Genomic DNA, 18,724 nt, shown 5'->3' with positions numbered 1-18,724 from the left:
ATCGCCTTGTTGATGTACTTGATGTGCAGGGGGTTGCCCTTGGTGATCATGGCAGCGGCGATGCCCGCGCTGGCGCTGACCTCCTCATAAGAGGCGGCATCGTCCACAATGGTGCGCCACAGGCCGTTTTCGGTCTGGTACAGCTTGAGCGCAGCCAGCTGGTCGTTCAGGCTGCCGACAACGTCCAAAAACTTGGGGTACAGGTAGCACTGCGGCAGCCGCACGCCGACCTGCGCCATCGTGTAGGCAGCCCATGCGTTGGCGCGTCCCCACTTGATGCCCGACATATGGTCGCCGGTAATATTGTTGTAGCCGTGGTAGTACAGCCCGCTTTCGGGGTCCTGCAGGTACTTGATGTGCCAGTAATATTGGTTCAGCGCATCGTCGATGAGCTGTTCGTCCTTCAGCAGTACGCCCATGCGCAACAGGAAGAAGCCCGCCATAAACAGTGTGTCTGCCCATGCCTGCTCAGGGAAATCGTTGTTGACCGACACGGTGTGCTGCAAAACATGGTCGCCAAAGCGCAGCGCCTCTTTTTCCAGATATTCCACCTTGCTTTTGGCGATGTTCAGATAGGTTTCGTCGCCGGTATGCTCATACAGGGTGATCAGGCAATGCCCCATCGAGCAGGTGTTGACCGTCCAGCTGGGCAGGCCCAGCTCGATATACTCGTCCACGCGGTCCCTGACCAGCTGCAGGTAGCGCTCGTTTTTGGTGACCTCATATGCCTCGCAGATGCCGTAGTAGGCGACACCGCAGGGCCAGTCCCACGTCATGTCCATGCGCATCGTGCGGTCCACGATCTTATCGATGGCAGCTTCGATCCGGGCCTTGTCAAAAATCAGGTTTGCCATTATTCTCTCCTTTTTTACATAACGAATCTGCTTATACCAGCGCCACAGTCTTTCCGGCGGGGATCTCATACTGACGTCCGTCCGCCTCGACCCAGACGGAACGGGCGTTGGGGTTGCAGACCTTATCGCCCGCGGCGGTGTATTGCAGGCGCGCAGCGTCGGACATATAGTCCACGATCTCGATGTTGGTGGCGTACCAGGTGTCCTCGCGCCCGCCGACAAGTTGGCAGAACTGCTCCATCAATGCCCAGTCCTCCTCGGTGCGGAACTCAAAGCTGTGCCCCCAGACATACATCATATAAAGGTACTGCGTCTTGTACAGCTCGACAAAGCGCTGGGCGTCCTCCAGCAGGTTGTGGGTGTGGTGGCAGGTGGCTTTCCATGTCATAAAGTCGTGGGGCATCGCAAAGTCGTGGGTGTCGCCCACAACGCGGGCATAGCGGATGCCCAGCGCGGGCAGCAGGGCGGCGATCTCCGGTGTCCAGCTGCCGTTGGGGTAGGCAAGACCGCGCACGGGGTACCCCATGACCCCCTCCAGCTGCATACGGTCTGCCAGCACCTGCCGTGCGGTCTGGTCCAGCGGGCTGCGGGAGATGGTGGGGTGGTGGTAGGTGTGGCAGGCGACCTCGTGCCCCTTGTACAGCTCCGGCCATTCGCTTTCGGGGATGCGCTCGGGGCGGGGCAGACCGCCGTTCAGGTTAAAGGTGCCGCGGATGCCGTAGCGGTTGAACAGTGCAACAAGGCGGCGATCCTCCAGCCGACCGTCGTCATAGCTCATCGTCAGCACCTTGTGCTTGCCGCCGGGGAAGCAGGTGTAAAGAACTCTGGGTTCGGTGTAGTTCATAAACAAAGCCTTCTTTTCTGTCAATTTTATTTGAAATTCGCCCGCAGCACGTCCAGTGCGGGGGTGGTATCCTGTAAAAGCTGCTGCACAAAGGCCTGTGCCGTGCGGCAGGCGCCGGCGTTTTGCTGGTGGGCGTTGTCCTGTTTGGCGCCCACCCACATATAGCGGGTCTTGCAGCGCTCGGCGCCAAGGGCGGTGTTGGCGGCGGCGGTGGCGGCGCCCAGGTCAATAAACGGCGCGCCGACCTCGGCGGCAAAGGCGCGCATCGCCTCGCGGTGGGCGGCAAAGGAGGGGTGGCAGACGCCGCTTTCGTCAAACTCGCGCATTGCCACGGGGGAGGCAAAAAGGCACACCGCGCCGTGGCTGCGGGCAGCGTCCCAGAAGGGGCGCAGGCTTTCGCCAAAGGCATCGGCCGATACATAGCGCTCCGCTTTGTTGTGGTTGGCGTCGTTATGCCCAAAGCTGACCACCAGCACGTCGCCGGGGCGGATATGTGCGGCAATGTCGTCCAGCCGCCCTTCCTCGCGGAAGGTCTTGCTGCTGCGGCCCGCCATGGCGCAGTTGTCAATGACAAGCCCCGGCAGCTCGTAGCGCATCTCCTGTGGGAAGGGGCAGTCCGCGCGGTGGGCGGTTTGGCATACAGCGTCACCGTGCGCCAGCGTGTGCAGCACCTCGCCCCAGCCGGTCACCGGCTTGTCCTCGGGGGCGTAGCTCTGCATAATGGAATCGCCCGCCATCCACAGGGTGGGTTTGGCGTTTAGCTGCGGCAGCACGTTGGCAAAATCCATGTCGCCCGCATAGTAAAAGGACGGGTAGCACGGCTGGTTGTAGCAGTTGTTCTGCCAGGCCACGCCGCAGCGGTACTGCGCATCGTGCATCAGGGTAAACAGCTTGTGGGGGGTCAGGTCGGTGGTGGTGTAGATGCGTATGGCGGTGTCATCCGCCGTGCGCACCAGCAGCTCCTCGCGGAAATCACCCAGCACGTCCGCCACCAGGCAGGGGTTGCCCTTGGTGCCGTTGTTGGTGGCGGTGCCGACGGGCTGCAGCATAACGCCGTGGGTCAGATCGTTAATGACGCCGTATTGGCTGCCGTGCAGGTAGTCCGCGCCGTCGGTGATCTGGGTCGAAAGGTCGCCTGCCCAGTAGATTTTCATATTGGTGCCGGGGGTGGGAACCTCCAGCTTGCGGCCGTTTACATCGTACACGTCCTTGACCCAGACCTGCAGCCCGCGGGTGTCGGGGTCGATTTTGCCGATCATGCAGCGCCCCAGATCCTCCTCGGCATATTCGCCAAAGCGGACTGCGCCGGTTTCGGCGTCGCGCAGCGCCCAGCCGTAGGGGGCGCGCTCGCCCTCCTCGTAGACATTAAAAATCTCCAAACCGGGGCTGTCGGGGTCGATGTCCGCAACGTGCATGGCGTCGCCGTGGCCGAACTTGGCGCGGGTCTTGCCGTCGGGCAGGGTGCCGTACATGGAGTACAGCAGGCTGCCGTCATGGTCGATGGCTGCCGCACCGTACACAATTTCCATGCAGCCGTCGCCGTCAATGTCGGCGGTGGAAATGCTGTGGTTGCCCTGCCCCGCCAGAACACCGTACACGGGGTCGGTGCCGACGGACAGGTGGCAGCTGCTGTCGTTGAAGGGGTTCGCCATCGGCACAAAGCCGGAATCGATGCCCCAGACCTTGCGGAAGCGGTTCTCAAAAAAGTCGTAGGCCGCCAGTGTGGCGCGGGTGTAGTAGCCGCGGCAGGCGATCAGGTAGGGGCGCTCGCCGTCCAGATAGGCGACCCCTGCGTTAAAGCGGTCCACACGGTTGCACGGCTCAATGCGGGGCATCGCGTAGTCGCCCCACAAAAGCCCGTCATCCACGCGGGGGTAGGGGTAGTCGATGGTGTCCAGCTCGGTGCCGTCCCCGCCGAACATCGTCAGGTATTCGGGGCCGTCAAAGATAAAGCCCTCGAATTTGCGCAGCTCGTTTTTGGGGCTGCGGCTCGGCGCGTACACGTCCAGAAAATAATCCGCCAGCGCCAGAGCGTCGTCCTCACACAGGGGGTAGGCATAGCGCGGCGCAAGCCCAAAGCACTGCTCCACCGTGGCGGGCCAGCGGCCGTTTACGACCTCGGGGTGGGTATGCCAGCGGCGGAACACCTCTGCCATATGCAGGCGGTAATCCTGCGCCGAGCAGACGTAGTTGTCCGCGTGGCTGTACCCGGCGTCCCGATCCTTCTGCGGCATCGTGATATACCGGCGGGACAGCACGGTGCCGTCCGGTGCAAAGCGGGTCATCACGGTGCCGGGCGCGGTCTTGACAGCCATCTCCGCCTTGCCGTCGCCGTTGAAATCGTACACCATAAACTGGGTGTAGTGCGCTCCGGCGCGGATGTTCTGCCCCATGTCCAGCCGCCAGACCGGCGTGCCGTCCAGCTTGTAGCAGTCGATAAAGCACCGCCCGGTGTAGCCCTTGATGGATACATCGTGGGAGTTGTCGGGGTCCCATTTTACAAAATATTCGTACTCGCCGTCGCCGTCGATATCGCCCACACTCATATCGTTGGCGTGGTAGGTAAAGGGCTGCCCGGCGGGGGTCACACCGTCGGCGGGCTTTTGCAGCGGCAGCTCGTAGTAACCCTTTTGCCACGGCTTTACGCCCCTGCAGGCGGGCCCTTCTACGCCGTTTACCAGCGGCGCCACGGCGTAGGTGTCCTCGTTGGTGCCCTGCGCGTCCAGATAGTTCGTGCTGTCGGTCACGGCGGCGAGCCTGACGCCGTTTTTGTACAGGACAAAGTCAGTGCCGGTCAGGCCGGTGGCGCTGCAGCCGTTGACCTCGCTTTGGAACAGCCGCCAGCTGATAAACACCCCGGTGTTTGCCGTGACGGCCACCAGCCCGCGGGACAGTGCCTCCAGCTGCCGGTGCAGCACACGCCCCACGGGGGTTTGGCAGGGGGCGCTTTCCTCCAGCAGGGTGCCGTTTTCCGCCAGCGCCTGCACCTTGATGTAGTAGGGGATATGGGCCGAACGGCAAAAGGTAAATACCGTTTCCGCACATTCGCCCGCCGTTTTGAACCGCACGGTCTCGCCAAGGCGGTCGCTCCACAAAATGCGGTAGCGGGCAGCGTCAGGCACCGGCTGCCAGGCAAGGGCGGTTTGGGCAGCCGTCTGGCTGCGCACAGAGATCTGCATGGAATTTCCCTCCATCATAAAAAGCGCCGCAACATCCGCTGCGGCGCTCACATTCCATTAGGCTTTATCTGCTGCGTACAGGGCGTTGACTTCCTCAATGACCTGTGCGCCGCCGCGGGCGTTCCACTGGTCAAAGGCAGCCTGCAGACCGGCCTCGTCGATCTGACCGCAGATATACTGGGTGCGGGCGTCGTCCAGGATCTGGACCAGGTCGCTGCCGCACTCGGCGTAGGTGTCGGACTGGGTCAGGTAGCCCAGTGCGGGGTTAAACACGGCATACTGCACGTTGTTGGCAATGCTCTCCTCGTAAGCCAGCTGATAGTCAGCTTTTTCCAGCTGGTAGTCGGGGTTCTGCTCGGTCAGGTAGGGGACATAAGGCACAGCCTGATTCAGACCTGCATTCGGGCAGTTGGTGGTGTCGTATTTGCCGTTGGGAACGACCTTGCCGTCGGCGTTGATGTCATAGCAGATGTCCTTCAGACCGTAGTCGGCCAGCGCCATCATCTCGGGGTCGCACATCTTGTCAAGGAAGTGCAGGCAGGCCTTGACGTCCTCCTCGGTCTTGGCACCGGACTTGGTGATGAGGTAGAAACCGTTGTAGCCGGTGGTGGCGAGGGTGTGACCGTTGATGGGACCGACAGAGGTCATGGTGGCGATCTTGGAGGCATCGTTTACGTCGGCAATGGCGTTGTCCTCAAAGTATTTCCAGATGCGCTTGGTGCCGTCCATCGTGTCCACAAAGACGCCGGTGACGCCCTTCTGGCTGTCGACCTGGAAGTTGGAGGTGTCCACGGTTGCCCAGTCGGGGCGAACCAGACCGTCGGCGTAGATCTTGCGCATCCAGTCCAGCGCTTCCTTGTACTCCGCGGTCTGGTGTACGGGAACCAGCTTGCCGTCCTGCTCGACCCAACCGTTGCCGCAGCCGAACCATGTCTGGATGATATCCCACGGGCCGGTGTATTTGCACATTTCCAGACCGTAGGTGTCGTTTGCACCGTTGCCGTCGGGGTCGTCATAGGTGAACTTATACAGCATATCGTACACATCATCGACAGTTTTGGGTGCCTCGGTGATGCCTACGGCCTCGGCCCAGTCGGTGCGGTAGCCCAGACCGTTACGACCGATAGCGCGGGAGCGGGGGATGCCGATGATCTGACCGTCCACGGTCAGACCCTTCAGAACATCGGGGCTGATCTGGGACAGGTTGGGGTAGGCTTCGCTGTCCTGCAGGTACTCGGTCAGGTCCCAGAAAGCACCGCGCTTGGCAGCGTCCGCTGCGTTGGCGTTCTGGTCCAGCGTCTTGGTGGCGGTCAGGATCATGGGCATATTGTCCTTGTCCATCAGGGTCAGACCGAATTTCTCGCTGTAGGTGTCGTTGGCCTCGGTGCGCCACTCGACATGGGTGCCGGTGTAGTCCTCGTACTTGGCAATGACCTCATCGGAATGTTCATTGCTCAGCACATGACCGGTGAAGTCGGGGATCATAAAGGTAACGGTGGGGGTGCCGGAGGCAGTGCTGCCCGCAGAGGAAGCAGCGCCGGAAGAGGAGGTGCTGCCGGAGGCGGAGCCGCCGCAGCCTGCGAGCATGGCGGCGGACATTGCCAGCGCCATAGAGAGGGAAAGTGCCTTTTTCATTTTCGTTTTCTCCTTTTGTATCGTAGTGGTTGTATGCGTTGTATCAGCCCTTGACCGAGCCGACCATGACACCTTGGGTAAAGAACTTCTGCACAAACGGATAGATGCAGAGGATCGGCAGGGTGGACAGCACCGTGGTGGCCATTTTGACCGCCTTGATGGGCGGCATACCGGCGGCGCCCCAGTCAAAGGTGGAATCCTCGGCCACCTGCGTGGTCAAAAAGACCAGGCGGCGCAGCACGATGGTGATGACCTCCATATTGGAGTTGTTGATGTACAGCATCGCGTTGAAGTAGCTGTTCCAGTGGCTGACCGCGTAGAACAAGCTGACCGAGGCCAGCACCGGCGCGGACAGCGGCAGGATAATGCGCACAAAGGTGATCAGGTCGTTGGAGCCGTCGATGATGGCGGCTTCCTCCAATTCCATGGGGATGCCCTGAAAGTAGTTTTTGATGATGATCATATTGAAGGCGCTCATCGCGGTGGGCAGCCACAGCGCCCAGTAGGTGTTGCCCAGATGCAGCACGTTGACCACCATAATGTAGGAGGGGACCATACCGCCGGTGAACAGCATCGTGATGATGACCATATTGATGAACCCGTTGCGCCCCTTCAGGTACGGGCGGGACAGCGGGTACGCAATGGTGCAGGAAACAAACATATTGATCAGCGTACCGATCAGGGTGACGATGAGCGAGTTCTTTAACCCGCGGAACACATCGCCCTGCTTGAGGATGTACTGGTAGGCGTTCAGCGATACGTCCTGCGGGATCAGGAAGAAGGGGCGCTCGGTCAGCTCGCGCTCGGTGGCAAAGGAACCTGCCACCACATAGATAAAGGGCAGCACGCACGCCAGCGCCACCAGCGCAATGATGACATACAGCAAAACCTGTACGACCTGATCGCCGGGGGTGCGGGCTTCCAGCGCACCGGTGGCGCGCACCTCGTCTTTCTTTTTGGTAAAGGGCATTGTCATTGTAGCACAGCTCCCTTCTTTAGTACAGACCGGACTCGCCGAACAGCTTGGCAATTTTGTTGGCGGTCATAACCAGCAGCATACTGATGGTGGATTTGAACAAACCTGTGGCAGTTGCCAGCGAATACTGACCGCCCGTGATGCCCTTGGTGTAAACGTAGGTGTCAAACACGTCGGAGGCGGCGCGGTTCATCGAGTTCTGCATCAGGAAGATCTGCTCGTAGCTGGTGTTCAAAAGCTGACCGACCTTCATGATGAGCATCAGCACGATGGTGCCGCGGATGGCGGGCAGCGTAACGTGCCACATCAGCTGCCAGCGGCCGGCACCGTCGATTTTGGCGGCCTCATACAGCTGGGTGTCCACGCTGGACAGCGCCGCTAAGTAGATAATGGTGCCGTAGCCGGTCTCTTTCCAGATATTCTGCCCGACGATCAGCGCGGGGAACAGCTTGGGGTCGCTGAGCAGGTCAGGCGCCTTGGAACCGAAAAGCTGTGTCAAAACGTGGTAGATGGCGCCGTCTGTGGTGGAGAACATCTGGAAGGTCAGCGCCGCCACAATGACGATGGAGACAAAGTGGGGGATGTAGACCAGCGTCTGCGCCGTGCGCTTGAACCACTTGCAGCGCAGCTCATTTAAGATCAGCGCCAGAATGATGGGGGCGGGGAAGGCGAAGAACAGGTTCGCCAGCGAGATGGACAGTGTGTTGCGGAACAGTGTCCAGAAGTCGGGGCCGGTGAAGAGCTTTTTGAAGTACTTCAGCCCGACAAAGGGGCTGCCGAACACACATTCCAGAATGGTGTCGCCGTTGAAGGGGCTGAAATCGGTAAATGCCATATACAGGCCCGTCATCGGCAGGTAGTTGAAGATAATCATGTAGAGCAGCGCCGGCAGCATCATCAGGTATAACCAGTAATGCTGCATAAGTGCCTTGCGCCAGGTGTTGTGCCCCAACTGCTTTTGGGCACGGGCATTGGCCTTGCTCTGCTTGACCGCAGCGGTTTGTGCCATGTACGTTTCCTCCTTTTGTTCTTGTCAGCCGCCGGTGGGGGGTTCAGGGTCGGGATCGCGGACCGTGCTCGTTCGCCGGCGGCTGTTTCGTTGGTTTCATTGTAAACCCTGCCCGGCGGGTTTGGCTACAATCAAAAACGCGCGAAAATTTTCATTATATTTAACTGTGTATCGACAAAAACTGTGCAGGTGACACACAAAACAATCCTTATATCTACCGGCACTATCGTTTGCTGTTTCAGGTTGAAATTGTGAATATTTTATACATAACAGGCGTTTGTTTTGTGCAGTTTGCCAAAACGGAAAAATGTGCGCCGCAGGGACAGGGCGCGCCCCGCCCGTGACCCCGCGGCGATGGAGATCCGGCACCCCCGCCGAAACCGCCCCTGCGCCGCACCCGAACCGGCAGCGATCTGCCATATCCGAATATTTGGCGATGCAGCGCAAATTCCAAAAACCGTACACAGCAAATGACACTTGTTTTTATCCTGCGCGGCGCGTATGATAAAGGTAGGATCGCGGGCCTGCAACTGTATATGGCTGTATATAGCTGATTGAATAAGGAGAAACCGCTATGTCTACCCTGCAAGGCGAAAGTTTTTATTTCCACCACGGCTGGCACTTTTTGCGCGCGGACGCCTTTCCCATGGCTAAGGCAGTGGACGCCCACCGCGACGCCGACGGACACGCCTTTTACGAGCCTGCCTATCAGGAAACCGACTGGCAGCCCGTCACGCTGCCCCACACCTTCAACGATGAGGATCTGTTCCGTGACCGTATTCAGGACGGCGGCAGCGGTCAGCGCCGCACCGCAGCGTTCTACCGCAACAGGCTCACCATCCCGCCGCAGCACAAAAACCACAAGGTGCTGCTGGCATTTGAGGGGATGCGCCAAACCTGCTACCTGTATGTCAACGGCACGCTGGCGGGCTACTACGAGGCAGGCGTTGCGCCCTTCGGCTTTGACATCACGCCCTATGTGCGGTACGATGCCCCCAACCTGATCGCCATCGCCACCGACAACACTGCCACCCGCAATGCGCCGTTCTGTATAGCCGAAACCCCCAACAAGCCCGATGTCGCCCCCGGCAGCTACCTGTTTGCGCAGGAGCAGGCCGTTCCTGCCGAATGTGCCGGCGTTCCGTTTTTCTGGAACTGCAACGACTTCAACCCCTCGGTGGGCGGCATTACCCGCCCCGTGCAGGTGTTTTTCAAGCCCGACGTCTACCTGACGCTGCCGCTGTACTCCAACCTGCAGACCAAGGGCGTTTACGTTTACGGCAAAAATTTTGATGTAAGCAACTCGACGGCAGACATTGCCGCCGAGGCAGAGATCCGCAACGAGGGCGAAACCCCGGTTTCCGCCAAGCTGCGCATCACGCTGCGCCGCCCGGACGGCAGCGTTGCCGCCATTTTTGACGGCGCACCCACCACCGTGCCGCCCACGGGGCGCGCTGTCCCGCCGTTGAGCATCACCCCGGCGGATGCCTATGTTCCCGACGAAGCCGTACCCGGACACTACCGCCCCGTGGAGGACGAAGCCCTGCCCGCGCCCACCGCCACCGACTCGGTGCAGGTCAGCGTGCTGCGCGCCGCCGCCGACACCCTGCCGCTGCGCTTCTGGAGCATCGACGACCCCTACCTGTACACCGTGGAGGCAGAGCTGTTTGTAAACGGGGAAAAAACCGATACCCAGCGGCTGGAAACGGGGTTCCGCGCCGTAAGCTATGACAGCGAGCGCGGGGTCCGCATCAACGGCGCGGTGCAGTGGCTGCGCGGCTACGCCCAGCGCGCCGCCAACGAGTGGGCCGCCATCGGCATTGCACCCGAATGGCTGCACGACGCCGATGCCGCCCTGATCCGGGAAAGCAACGCCAACCACGTCCGCTTTATGCACGTGGCGGGCAGCCCCGCGGACGTCCGTGCCTTTGACCGCCACGGCATCGTCTGCACCCAGCCTGCCGGCGACAAGGAAAAAGAAAACTTTGGCCGCCAGTGGGACCAGCGCGTGGAGCTGATGCGCGATGTCATCATCGCCTTCCGCAACCATCCGTCCATTTTGTTCTGGGAGGCGGGCAACAACTCGATCTCCCGCGAGCATATGCGGGAAATGCGCCTGCTCAAGCAGCAGCTTGACCCCCACGGCGGGCGCTTTATGGGCTGCCGCACCCTGAACACCGAGGACGTCGTCAACGAAAGCGAGTATGTCGGCACCATGCTGAACCGCCACGCCGCCCGCTTTTTGTCGCAGCACGGTCCCGTTACCGAAACCGAGTACAGCCGCGAGGAAGCCCCCCGCCGCATCTGGGATGATTTCACCCCGCCGGATTTCGACTACCGCAACCGCTGGGTCGGCAAGGGCGGCAAAAAGGCGGCGGGATACGACTTCTACGACCTGACCAGTGAGGAACTGGCGCTTGAAAATGCGCGCGGCTATGCGGAATTTTTCAACGACCGCATGGGCGGTGCCTCCGGCAAAAGCTATTACAGCGCCTGCGCCGCGCTCTGCTGGACAGACTCTGCCCAGCACGGCCGCCAATCCTACAGCGAAAACGCCCGCATGAGCGGCCGCGTGGACCCCTGCCGCACCAAAAAGCAGAGCTTTGCCTATTTCCGCGTCATGCAAAGCGAAGCCCCCGCCGTAAAGATCGTCGGTCACTGGAACTACCCCGCCCTCACCTCTGCCAACTATCGCTATGAGGAAAAGCGCTTTAACGGCACCTGCTGGGAGGGTACGGGCATCTGGCACACCCGCGACCCACACCATAAGACGGTGTATGTCATCGCCAGCTATCCCGTTGCCGCGGTCGAGCTGCTGGTCAACGGGCGCAGCGTCGGGCGGTGCGACAAGCCGCAAAACACCTTTGTATTCGCCTTCCCCGGCGTGGACGTGACGCAGTCCGGCTGGGTCGAGGCGGTCGGCTACGGCTATGACGGCGCGCCCGCCGCAACCGACCGGCTGGAAACCGCCCTGCGCCCTGCCGCGCTGCAGCTGACGCTGCACACTGCGCCGGACGGTCTTGCCGCGGACGGCGCCGACATTGCCTATGTTGATATTGCCGTGCAGGACAGTGCCGGGCGCGTCTGCCCGCTGTGCGATGCGCGCATCGACTTCACCTTGGACGGTCCCGCGCAGTTTTTGGGCGGCTACAACAGCGGACGCTTTGCGGGTCACGGTCATGACGACAGCGTTATCCACCAAAACCATGTCTATGCCGAGTGCGGCACCAACCGCGTCTTTTTGCGCGCCGGTACGACGCCGGGTACCATCCGCCTGACCGCCGTGATGGGCAGCATCCGCAGTGTCATCACACTGCAAAGCAAGGCGGCCGATCTTTCGCCGCTGACTGCCGAGCCGCTGCCCTGCCTGCGCCCCGCCTGTGCCGCCTGTGCGCCGCAGCGCCGCGATGCCTTTGTGCCGATCCCGCAGGCGGATGCCGCCAAATACCAGCCGGAGGATAAGTGCTACACCAAAATTCTTGTCAACGGGCAGGAGCCGGACACCCGCGGCGTGCGCAGCGTCAACGAAAACGGGCGCGTCTGGGGCGCGGTGCTCTGCATTCTGGAACGGCTGCAGACGGTCATTCCCGATGCCTTCTGCTATACCTGGAACCCCGCCGAGGGCCGCCTGACGCTGCACAGCGGCGGACACACGGTCACGGTGCAGGTGGGCGTCACCCACCTGCTGGCGGACGGCAGGGAAAACCTGATGGACGGTCAGCCCTACCTGACCGCCGAGGGCGCACTTGTCATGGAGGTGAACGCCCTGATCCCCTACATTGCCGGCACCCGCACCCAGTACGATGATAAGGTCAACGTCCTGCGCATCGAAACCGAATAACCGCAAAAGACCGCACCCGAAACGCATCGGGTGCGGTCAGCTTGTAGAAAAAGTCAGTTTCCGGGATATTTGTAGGGATGGGTCTTGACCCATCCGCACATCTGGCCGCGCGCAGCGCATAAAATCGCGCCGAATGGCGCGCGGTTTTCTCGTCATGTCGTGCTTTTGGCAAGGCAGCACGGAACGGTCAAGACCGTTCCCTACAAACTGACCGATAGGTCGCAAATGCCGCATAAAGTCAAATAAGGTTTTTCGACAGCCTGAAAAGACCGCACCCGAAACGCATCGGGTGCGGTCTTTACTGCTCACTTTTTCTTGTTTTGATAATCCTTGCGGTATTTGCCGGGGGTCATACCGACCTTTTTGCTGAAGAAGCGGATAAAATTCTGCACGTTGGAGTAATTCAGCGTTTCGGCAATCTGTACCACCGTCATATCGCTGGTCAGCAGCAGCTCCTTGGCCATTTCCAGTTTTTCGTTGTTTGCCAGATCGCTGAAGCTGGTATCCTTTTCGGTGCGCAGCACCTTCCAGATATAGCTGGGGTTGTAGTTCAGCTGGTCGGCACACTCGTTCAGGGTGATGTCGCCGCGCGTCTGCTTGATCAGCGCCAGCACGTTTTTGACCAGCTCGCTGGAGCTGCTCTGGCGGAACTCCGTCAGCAGGTCCATAACGGGTGCGGCTACCTCGTCCATCAGGAAATTCTGCATCTGTTCGGCGGTGTAAATTTTGCCGATGGTTTCAAACAGGTTGGCCTGCCGGTCTGCCAGCACCTGATTGACCGAAAGCCCGGCGTTTTCCGCCACGGCCAGCATGGCGGCAACCAGGCGCTGGATGTAAAACTGCCGTTCGTAGCCGCGGATGTCCTTTTCCAGCATTTTGGCGGTAAAGCGCTCCAGCAGATGGCGCACCTCCTTGGCTTTGCAGGCAGTCACCGCGGCGGTGATCTCATGCTCCAGCAGCGTGTCATAGCCGTTGCGGGCGCACTGTTCCTCGGGCGGCTGGTAGCACAGCATCTGCCCGCCCGCGTCGGGGGCGTCGGCGCCCGGCAGGCGCAAAGCCTCCCATGCCTCCTGCGCCGCCAGCTGCATATGGTGCAGCTTGTGGAAGGTACGGCTTACGCCCGCGCGGCAGTCAACACCCAGTGCGGTGCGCACACTGCGCATCGCCGCCGTAAATACCACGCGGCCGGCGTCGTTCAGATCGGCCTCCTCGCCGCCCACGACCAGCAGCATGGTAAAGTTCAGCATAACGGGCTGGAACGCGCAGCGGCGCAGCAGCTCGGTGGGCAGGGTCTGTATGGCGGTCAGCAGCATGGTTTCCCGCACAGGGCCGGAGGTGCCGGGCGCCGTGTTCAGCGCCAGCGCGATCAGGCGGTAGGCAGGGCAGGGGGCAAGCCCCAGCTCCTGCATGGTGTGGTCGGCGGCTTCGTCGGTGACCTCGCTGCGGATCAGGTTTTCCACAAAGCTCTGCTGCAAACGGCGGTTTTGCTGCTGCATCAGGCTTTGCATGACCTGCTTGTCCTTGGCGACCTGCCGGACCCCGGCGGACAGATAGGCAAATTCTTCCTCATCGCTGCCGGGCTGACCAAACACATTGCTGGCGGCGTGCATCAAATCGTCCACAGGGGCGTACAGCACACTGGTGGAACGGCGGCAAATCAGCAGCACCGCCACCAGCACCCCTGCCAGCGCGAAGGCGATCAGAATCACCGTCCCGGCGGTGGCAGCCAGGGTGCGCTGCGGCAGCGCCGCATAGTAGGTCAGTCCGTTTACCCCCATCCTGCCGCTGTTCAGCCGCCAGCCGTCCTGCACACAGGCGCCCTCGGCGGGGGTGTTTGCGTCCAGCAGGGCGGTCAATGCGGCAGAGGTGCTCAGCACGGTTTTTCCGGTGAAATCCCGCGCCGCAATGCTGTAACCGCCGGTCTGCCAGCTCTCGGTCATCTCATACAGCGGCGAAAGATCCAGCTTTACGATCAATACCGCATAGCTGCCCGTGCGGTAGGAGCTGCTGCGCAGCACCAGCAATTCACCGGTCAGATCCACAGTGTTCAGCGGCGTGTCCGCCCGCGCAGGGGTGGGGAACTCGGTGCGGTTGACCCACATCATGGAGGCGTGCTGCTCCGACCATTCGCCCAGCAGGTGGGCTACCTCCTCGCGGTTGGCGGCGTCTGCCAGGCGGTACATACCATTGTTGCTGAGGACCCACCCGCTGCGCAGGTTGATGTAGGTGTAACCCTCAACGTATTTGTCCACCAGGCTGCCGCCGCGCATGGCGTTCTGCATATCGCGCACAAGGGTGTATTGGCTGTACGGCGGGGCGTCCAGATTGTGCAGGGTCTGGTAATTGTCCGAGTTGACCATCGCACTGTAATACGAGCGCAGGCTGCTCAGCGCAATTTCTATCTGCGCCTCCACGTTTTCCCGCGCAGAGGTCAGCATGGCATCGCTGCGCGTGACGGTCTGCCGGTAGTACACCACGCTGGACAGCACACCCAGCAACAGCAGCGGGGCGGTAACTAAGGTCACCAGATACAAAAAAATACGGTTCTGATAGGCAGAGTATCTGCGCCCGCTGCGCGGGGGGTTCTGCTTTTTCAGGGGCTGCCGCATACTGTTTGACTCCTTTTTTACCGAATTTGATTTTAACCATAGCACATTTTCCGCTGTTGTGGCAAGTCTTTTTGCGGCAAATCTTGCTGTCAATGTTACTGATTTTGCGCGGTTTTCTTTGTTGAACCTGCACAAAGCGGCAAAAAACACGCGTGATCCCGCACGGCAAAGGGGGTGATTGTTTGCGGTGAATCTTGCCAAAAACAAGCGGTGCAGCGCCAAAATACAGGAAACCGGCAGAGGATAATGATTGTTGCGGTCGCTGCGGTTTGCGCGTACAATGTAAGTAAGAAATTCTGCCAAGGGGGTGGGGCTTATGCCGGCTTACCGAAATTCCGCACAAATCGATATGACCCACGGCTCGGTACCGGGGCGCGCGGCGCTGTTTGCGCTGCCCATCTGCGCGGGCAATATTTTGCAGCTTTTGTACAGCACGGTGGACACGCTGGTCATCGGCAATTTTTGCGATACCACGGCGCTGGCCTCGGTGGCAACAAGCTCCCAGCCGCTGGAAATTCTGCTCTGCGTCTTTGTGGGCATCGGTTCGGGCATTTCCATTCTGGTGTCGCAGGCAGTCGGGCGCGGCGACCGCGACCAATTGCAAAAGCTCGTGCGCACCTCGGTGTGGCTGCTGTTTGCGGCGTCCCTGCCGCTGACCGTCATCGGGCTGCTGCTGGGGCCGTGGATGCTGCGGCTGATGCAGGTCCCGGCGGACGCCATGCCGGGGGCGGTGCTGTATCTGCGCATCACGATGCTGGGCATTTTAGGCAATATGGGCTACAACTTCAACGCGGGTCTTTTGCGCGGCATGGGCAACAGCTCGTCGTCGCTGCTGCTGTTGTTTACCAGCTGTGCGGCGAATATCGTGCTGGATCTTGTGCTTACCGGTGCGCTCGGCCTTGGCATCGGCGGCGTGGCAGCCGCCACGGCGATTGCACTGTTTTTGTCGTGGATATGCAGCATTTTTTACATTCGCCGCCGCTGCACAGAGCTTGCGCTGCCTGTTTTGCCCTGCGGCTTTGACGCCGGCACCCTGCGTCAGATCGTGCGCATCGGCCTGCCGCTGGGGCTGAACTCGGCGCTGTACTCCATCGGTCACGTCTTTTTGCAGGCGCTGTACAACCTGCAGGGGTCGGTTTTTGTGGCGGGCTGCTCGGTGGCGGGCAAGGTCGGCGGGCTGGCCAACATCACGGTCACCTCGCTGTCGCAGGCAACCTCGGTGTTTGCGGGGCAAAATCTCGGCGCACAGGACTACCGCCGTCTGCGCAAGGGCGGGTGGATGCTCCCGGCGGCGTCGGGGCTGCTTTCGCTGGCGGGCGGGCTGGTTATGGCAGCGTGCTGCCGCCCGCTGCTGCTGCTTTTTATGCAGGACGAAGCCGTACTGACCTTTGCTGTGCGGTATATCCGCATTGTGCTGCCGTTCCAGTGGTGCTATGCAGCCTTTAACGCGATTATGAGTTTTGCCAACGGTATGGGCGAGATCCGCTATGCCACCATCGTCAACATCATTTTGCTGTGGGGTGTGCGCATCCCGTCGTCCTACCTGCTGGCGTGGCTGGGCTACGGCGGCTACGCCATGGCGGGGGTGCCGCTCAGCTTTGTGGCGGGACTGTTGGCGATGCTGTTTTATTATAAGTCCCACGCATGGGCGGACATATGCGCCTATGCCGAGGCACAGGAGAGCGCAAAATGAAATTTCTTGACCAACTGCAAAACCCGCCCAGAGAATTTACCGCCATCCCGTTTTGGTTTTTGAACGGCGATCTGACCGATGCCGAGCTGCGCCGCCAGCTGGCGGACTTTGCCGCCCACGGCATTTACGGCGTGGTGCTGCACCCGCGCATGGGGCTGGATGCCCGCATAGAATATCTGGGCAGCACCTATTTCCACTATATCCGCACGGCTGTCGAAACCGCCGCCGCGCTGGATATGAAAATCGTTTTGTATGACGAGGGGATGTACCCCTCCGGCTCGGCGTGCGGGCTTGTGGTGAAGGACCACCCTGAACTGGCCAGTGAGGGCATCACGCTGACCCAAACCGTTTTGCCGAAGGACGAGCTGCTGGCGCAGACGGAAAACGGCGCGCTGGTCGTGCGCAAAAGCGGCGGTACGATGCGCGGCTTGCATTGGGGCGAGGATGACGGCGAGAAAAACGCCCCGCTGACGGCGGATATTCTGAACCCTGCGGCTGTCAACCGCTTTATGGAACTGACCCACGAAGCCTACTATCGGGAACTGAAAGAGTATTTCGGCAATACAGTCATTGGATTTTTCACCGATGAGCCGAGCATTTTGGGGCGCAATGTCAGCGGTATGTTCCCGTGGACGCACGGCTTTGCCGAAATCTTCCGCCGTGCGGGCGGCAACGCCGCCAACCTCGCCGCCCTGTTTGATGGTAAGGAAAACGACGATACAAGGCTGTATCACAGGCTGCTTTTGCAGCGCGAGGGCGAGGTCTACTACGGCAGTCTTTCCCGCTGGTGCGAGGCGCACGGCATCGGCCTGATGGGGCACCCCCACCAAAGCGATGATATAGAAGTGGAAAAATACTTCGCCGTGCCTGGGCAGGACCTGGTGCTGCGTTGGCTCGCCCCCGAAAAGGACGGCCTGGCGGGGTTGGATTCCACGATGGGCAAGTGCAGCGCCGACGCCGCGCGGCTGATGCACCGCCGCCGCAACGCTAACGAGTGCTTTGGCGCCTGCAACAAGGACGACAACCCGTGGCAGCTTTCGGGCGGGGACATCAAATGGTACACCGACTGGCTGGCGGTGCGCGGGGTCAACCTGTTTATCCCGCACGCCTTTTATTACAGCATCCGCGGCAAGCGCAAGGACGAGCGCCCGCCCGACGTCGGCCCCCACAGCATCTGGTGGGCGCATTACGAGGCGTGGAGCACCTACTGGCGGCGGCTGTCCTGGCTGATGACCGACATTGACCTGCACGCGGAGGTTGCCGTGCCTTGCCGCAACCGCGACCTTTGCCCCGACACCGTGCGCCCGCTGTTTGAACGGCAGATCGGCTTTCAGTACATTCCCGAAAGCTACTTTCCCGCCTGCACAGTCGAGGACGGCGCGCTTTGCTTACACGGACACCGCTACACCGCCGTGCTGGGGGATAAGGCACTGTTCCCGGACGCTGCGCACCCGGAGATTTCGGCGCTGGAGCCGGACTGCCGCTGCGACCCGCCGCAGCCGATGCTGCGCTGCGCCTATTTTAATAAGGAAGGGCGCGCCTGCTGGCTGCTGGTCAACGAGGGCGACACCCCCATCCGGACCCGGCTGACCCTTCCGGTGGACGCCCCGCTCTGCCGCTGCGACTTGTGGAACGGTCAGCCCTGCGCCTGCCCGGCCGAGCATACCGCCAAGGGAGCCTGCCTGCCGCTGGAGCTGCCCGCGCGCGGCAGCCTGCTGCTGTTCACCTGCACCGCACAGGAAAACGAGACCCTGCCTTTGCCGCCCACCTATCTGTCGCTGCCCGTGCCGGACTTTCTCCCTGCGGGAGAGGACGCAGCCCGTGCCGCCAAGACCTACCGCGCCGTGCTGCAGGTCACGGCGGCAGATATCGAAGCTGCCACGCCGCTGCTGACGCTGCGCGGGCAGGAAATGGCGGAGCTGACCGTCAACGGTCAACCGGCGGGCGTGTCCTTTTGGTCGCCGCATACATTCCCGCTGGCGGGGCTTTTGACCCCCGGTGAAAACACTCTGACGCTGACCCTGACCGGCAGCCCCGCCAACCGCTACGGCAAGCACCCGGTGCCCTACGGGCTGGAAAGATAA

Annotated in this window: 10 protein-coding genes; 3 read left to right on the top strand and 7 right to left on the bottom strand. The window is 61.1% G+C overall.

Translation table 11 applies throughout. From position 1 onward, the window contains the following. From Q0I19_RS06990 to Q0I19_RS06965, 6 genes are all read right to left on the bottom strand, one after another. Window positions 1-854 (bottom strand): glycoside hydrolase family 88 protein (locus Q0I19_RS06990; protein WP_296023475.1); only part of this gene is annotated, 854 nt, incomplete at its 3' end. A gap of 31 nt (window positions 855-885) precedes the next feature. After that, on the bottom strand, window positions 886-1,698 hold the full coding sequence (locus tag Q0I19_RS06985) for a polysaccharide deacetylase family protein (RefSeq protein WP_294759827.1): 813 nt from the start codon (window positions 1,696-1,698) through the stop codon (window positions 886-888). Between the two features lie 26 nt (window positions 1,699-1,724). After that, a complete protein-coding gene (locus tag Q0I19_RS06980) occupies window positions 1,725-4,877 on the bottom strand; it encodes a GDSL-type esterase/lipase family protein (protein ID WP_294759826.1) in 3,153 nt (1,050 codons plus the stop codon). Between the two features lie 57 nt (window positions 4,878-4,934). Then, window positions 4,935-6,512 (bottom strand): extracellular solute-binding protein, encoded by a 1,578-nt coding sequence (locus Q0I19_RS06975; protein ID WP_294759825.1) that lies wholly within the window; start codon window positions 6,510-6,512, stop codon window positions 4,935-4,937. 43 nt (window positions 6,513-6,555) lie between these two features. After that, window positions 6,556-7,488: a carbohydrate ABC transporter permease gene (locus Q0I19_RS06970; RefSeq protein WP_294759824.1), complete on the bottom strand. Its 933-nt coding sequence runs from the start codon at window positions 7,486-7,488 to the stop codon at window positions 6,556-6,558. 19 nt (window positions 7,489-7,507) lie between these two features. Then, the gene (locus Q0I19_RS06965; protein WP_294759822.1) at window positions 7,508-8,497 is read right to left on the bottom strand and encodes an ABC transporter permease subunit; all 990 of its coding nucleotides are present in this window, start codon (window positions 8,495-8,497) and stop codon (window positions 7,508-7,510) included. A gap of 574 nt (window positions 8,498-9,071) precedes the next feature. Between Q0I19_RS06965 and Q0I19_RS06960 the strand changes: the two genes are divergently transcribed. Then, a complete protein-coding gene (locus Q0I19_RS06960; RefSeq protein ID WP_294759820.1) occupies window positions 9,072-12,338 on the top strand; it encodes a sugar-binding domain-containing protein in 3,267 nt (1,088 codons plus the stop codon). A gap of 305 nt (window positions 12,339-12,643) precedes the next feature. Here the strand turns inward: Q0I19_RS06960 and Q0I19_RS06955 are convergent, their stop codons facing one another. Then, the gene (locus Q0I19_RS06955; protein WP_294759819.1) at window positions 12,644-14,947 is read right to left on the bottom strand and encodes a helix-turn-helix domain-containing protein; all 2,304 of its coding nucleotides are present in this window, start codon (window positions 14,945-14,947) and stop codon (window positions 12,644-12,646) included. 316 nt (window positions 14,948-15,263) lie between these two features. Between Q0I19_RS06955 and Q0I19_RS06950 the strand changes: the two genes are divergently transcribed. Both Q0I19_RS06950 and Q0I19_RS06945 read left to right on the top strand, forming a co-directional pair. After that, window positions 15,264-16,640 carry an MATE family efflux transporter gene (locus Q0I19_RS06950; RefSeq protein WP_294759818.1) on the top strand — a complete coding sequence of 459 codons (1,377 nt, stop codon included), beginning with the start codon at window positions 15,264-15,266 and terminating at the stop codon, window positions 16,638-16,640. Beyond that, window positions 16,637-18,724: a hypothetical protein gene (locus Q0I19_RS06945; RefSeq protein WP_294759817.1), complete on the top strand. Its 2,088-nt coding sequence runs from the start codon at window positions 16,637-16,639 to the stop codon at window positions 18,722-18,724. The genes Q0I19_RS06950 and Q0I19_RS06945 overlap by 4 nt, the downstream gene beginning before the upstream one ends.

Origin of the sequence: uncultured Gemmiger sp., from assembly GCF_934561205.1 — a bacterium.
In the GTDB taxonomy this organism is placed as follows: Bacteria; Bacillota; Clostridia; order Oscillospirales; family Ruminococcaceae; genus Gemmiger.
The sequence above is the reverse complement of the archived record's forward strand: the minus strand, read 5'-3'. Positions and strand labels throughout refer to the sequence as shown.

Bases quoted from the DNA above. Each gene is read 5' to 3' on its own strand.
- Q0I19_RS06975 (WP_294759825.1), bottom strand. From the start codon at position 6,512: ATGAAAAAGGCACTTTCCCTCTCTATGGCGCTGGCAATGTCCGCCGCC.
- Q0I19_RS06985 (WP_294759827.1), bottom strand. From the start codon at position 1,698: ATGAACTACACCGAACCCAGAGTTCTTTACACCTGCTTCCCCGGCGGC.
- Q0I19_RS06945 (WP_294759817.1), top strand. From the start codon at position 16,637: ATGAAATTTCTTGACCAACTGCAAAACCCGCCCAGAGAATTTACCGCC.
- Q0I19_RS06970 (WP_294759824.1), bottom strand. From the start codon at position 7,488: ATGACAATGCCCTTTACCAAAAAGAAAGACGAGGTGCGCGCCACCGGT.
- Q0I19_RS06955 (WP_294759819.1), bottom strand. From the start codon at position 14,947: ATGCGGCAGCCCCTGAAAAAGCAGAACCCCCCGCGCAGCGGGCGCAGA.
- Q0I19_RS06980 (WP_294759826.1), bottom strand. From the start codon at position 4,877: ATGCAGATCTCTGTGCGCAGCCAGACGGCTGCCCAAACCGCCCTTGCC.
- Q0I19_RS06960 (WP_294759820.1), top strand. From the start codon at position 9,072: ATGTCTACCCTGCAAGGCGAAAGTTTTTATTTCCACCACGGCTGGCAC.
- Q0I19_RS06965 (WP_294759822.1), bottom strand. From the start codon at position 8,497: ATGGCACAAACCGCTGCGGTCAAGCAGAGCAAGGCCAATGCCCGTGCC.
- Q0I19_RS06950 (WP_294759818.1), top strand. From the start codon at position 15,264: ATGCCGGCTTACCGAAATTCCGCACAAATCGATATGACCCACGGCTCG.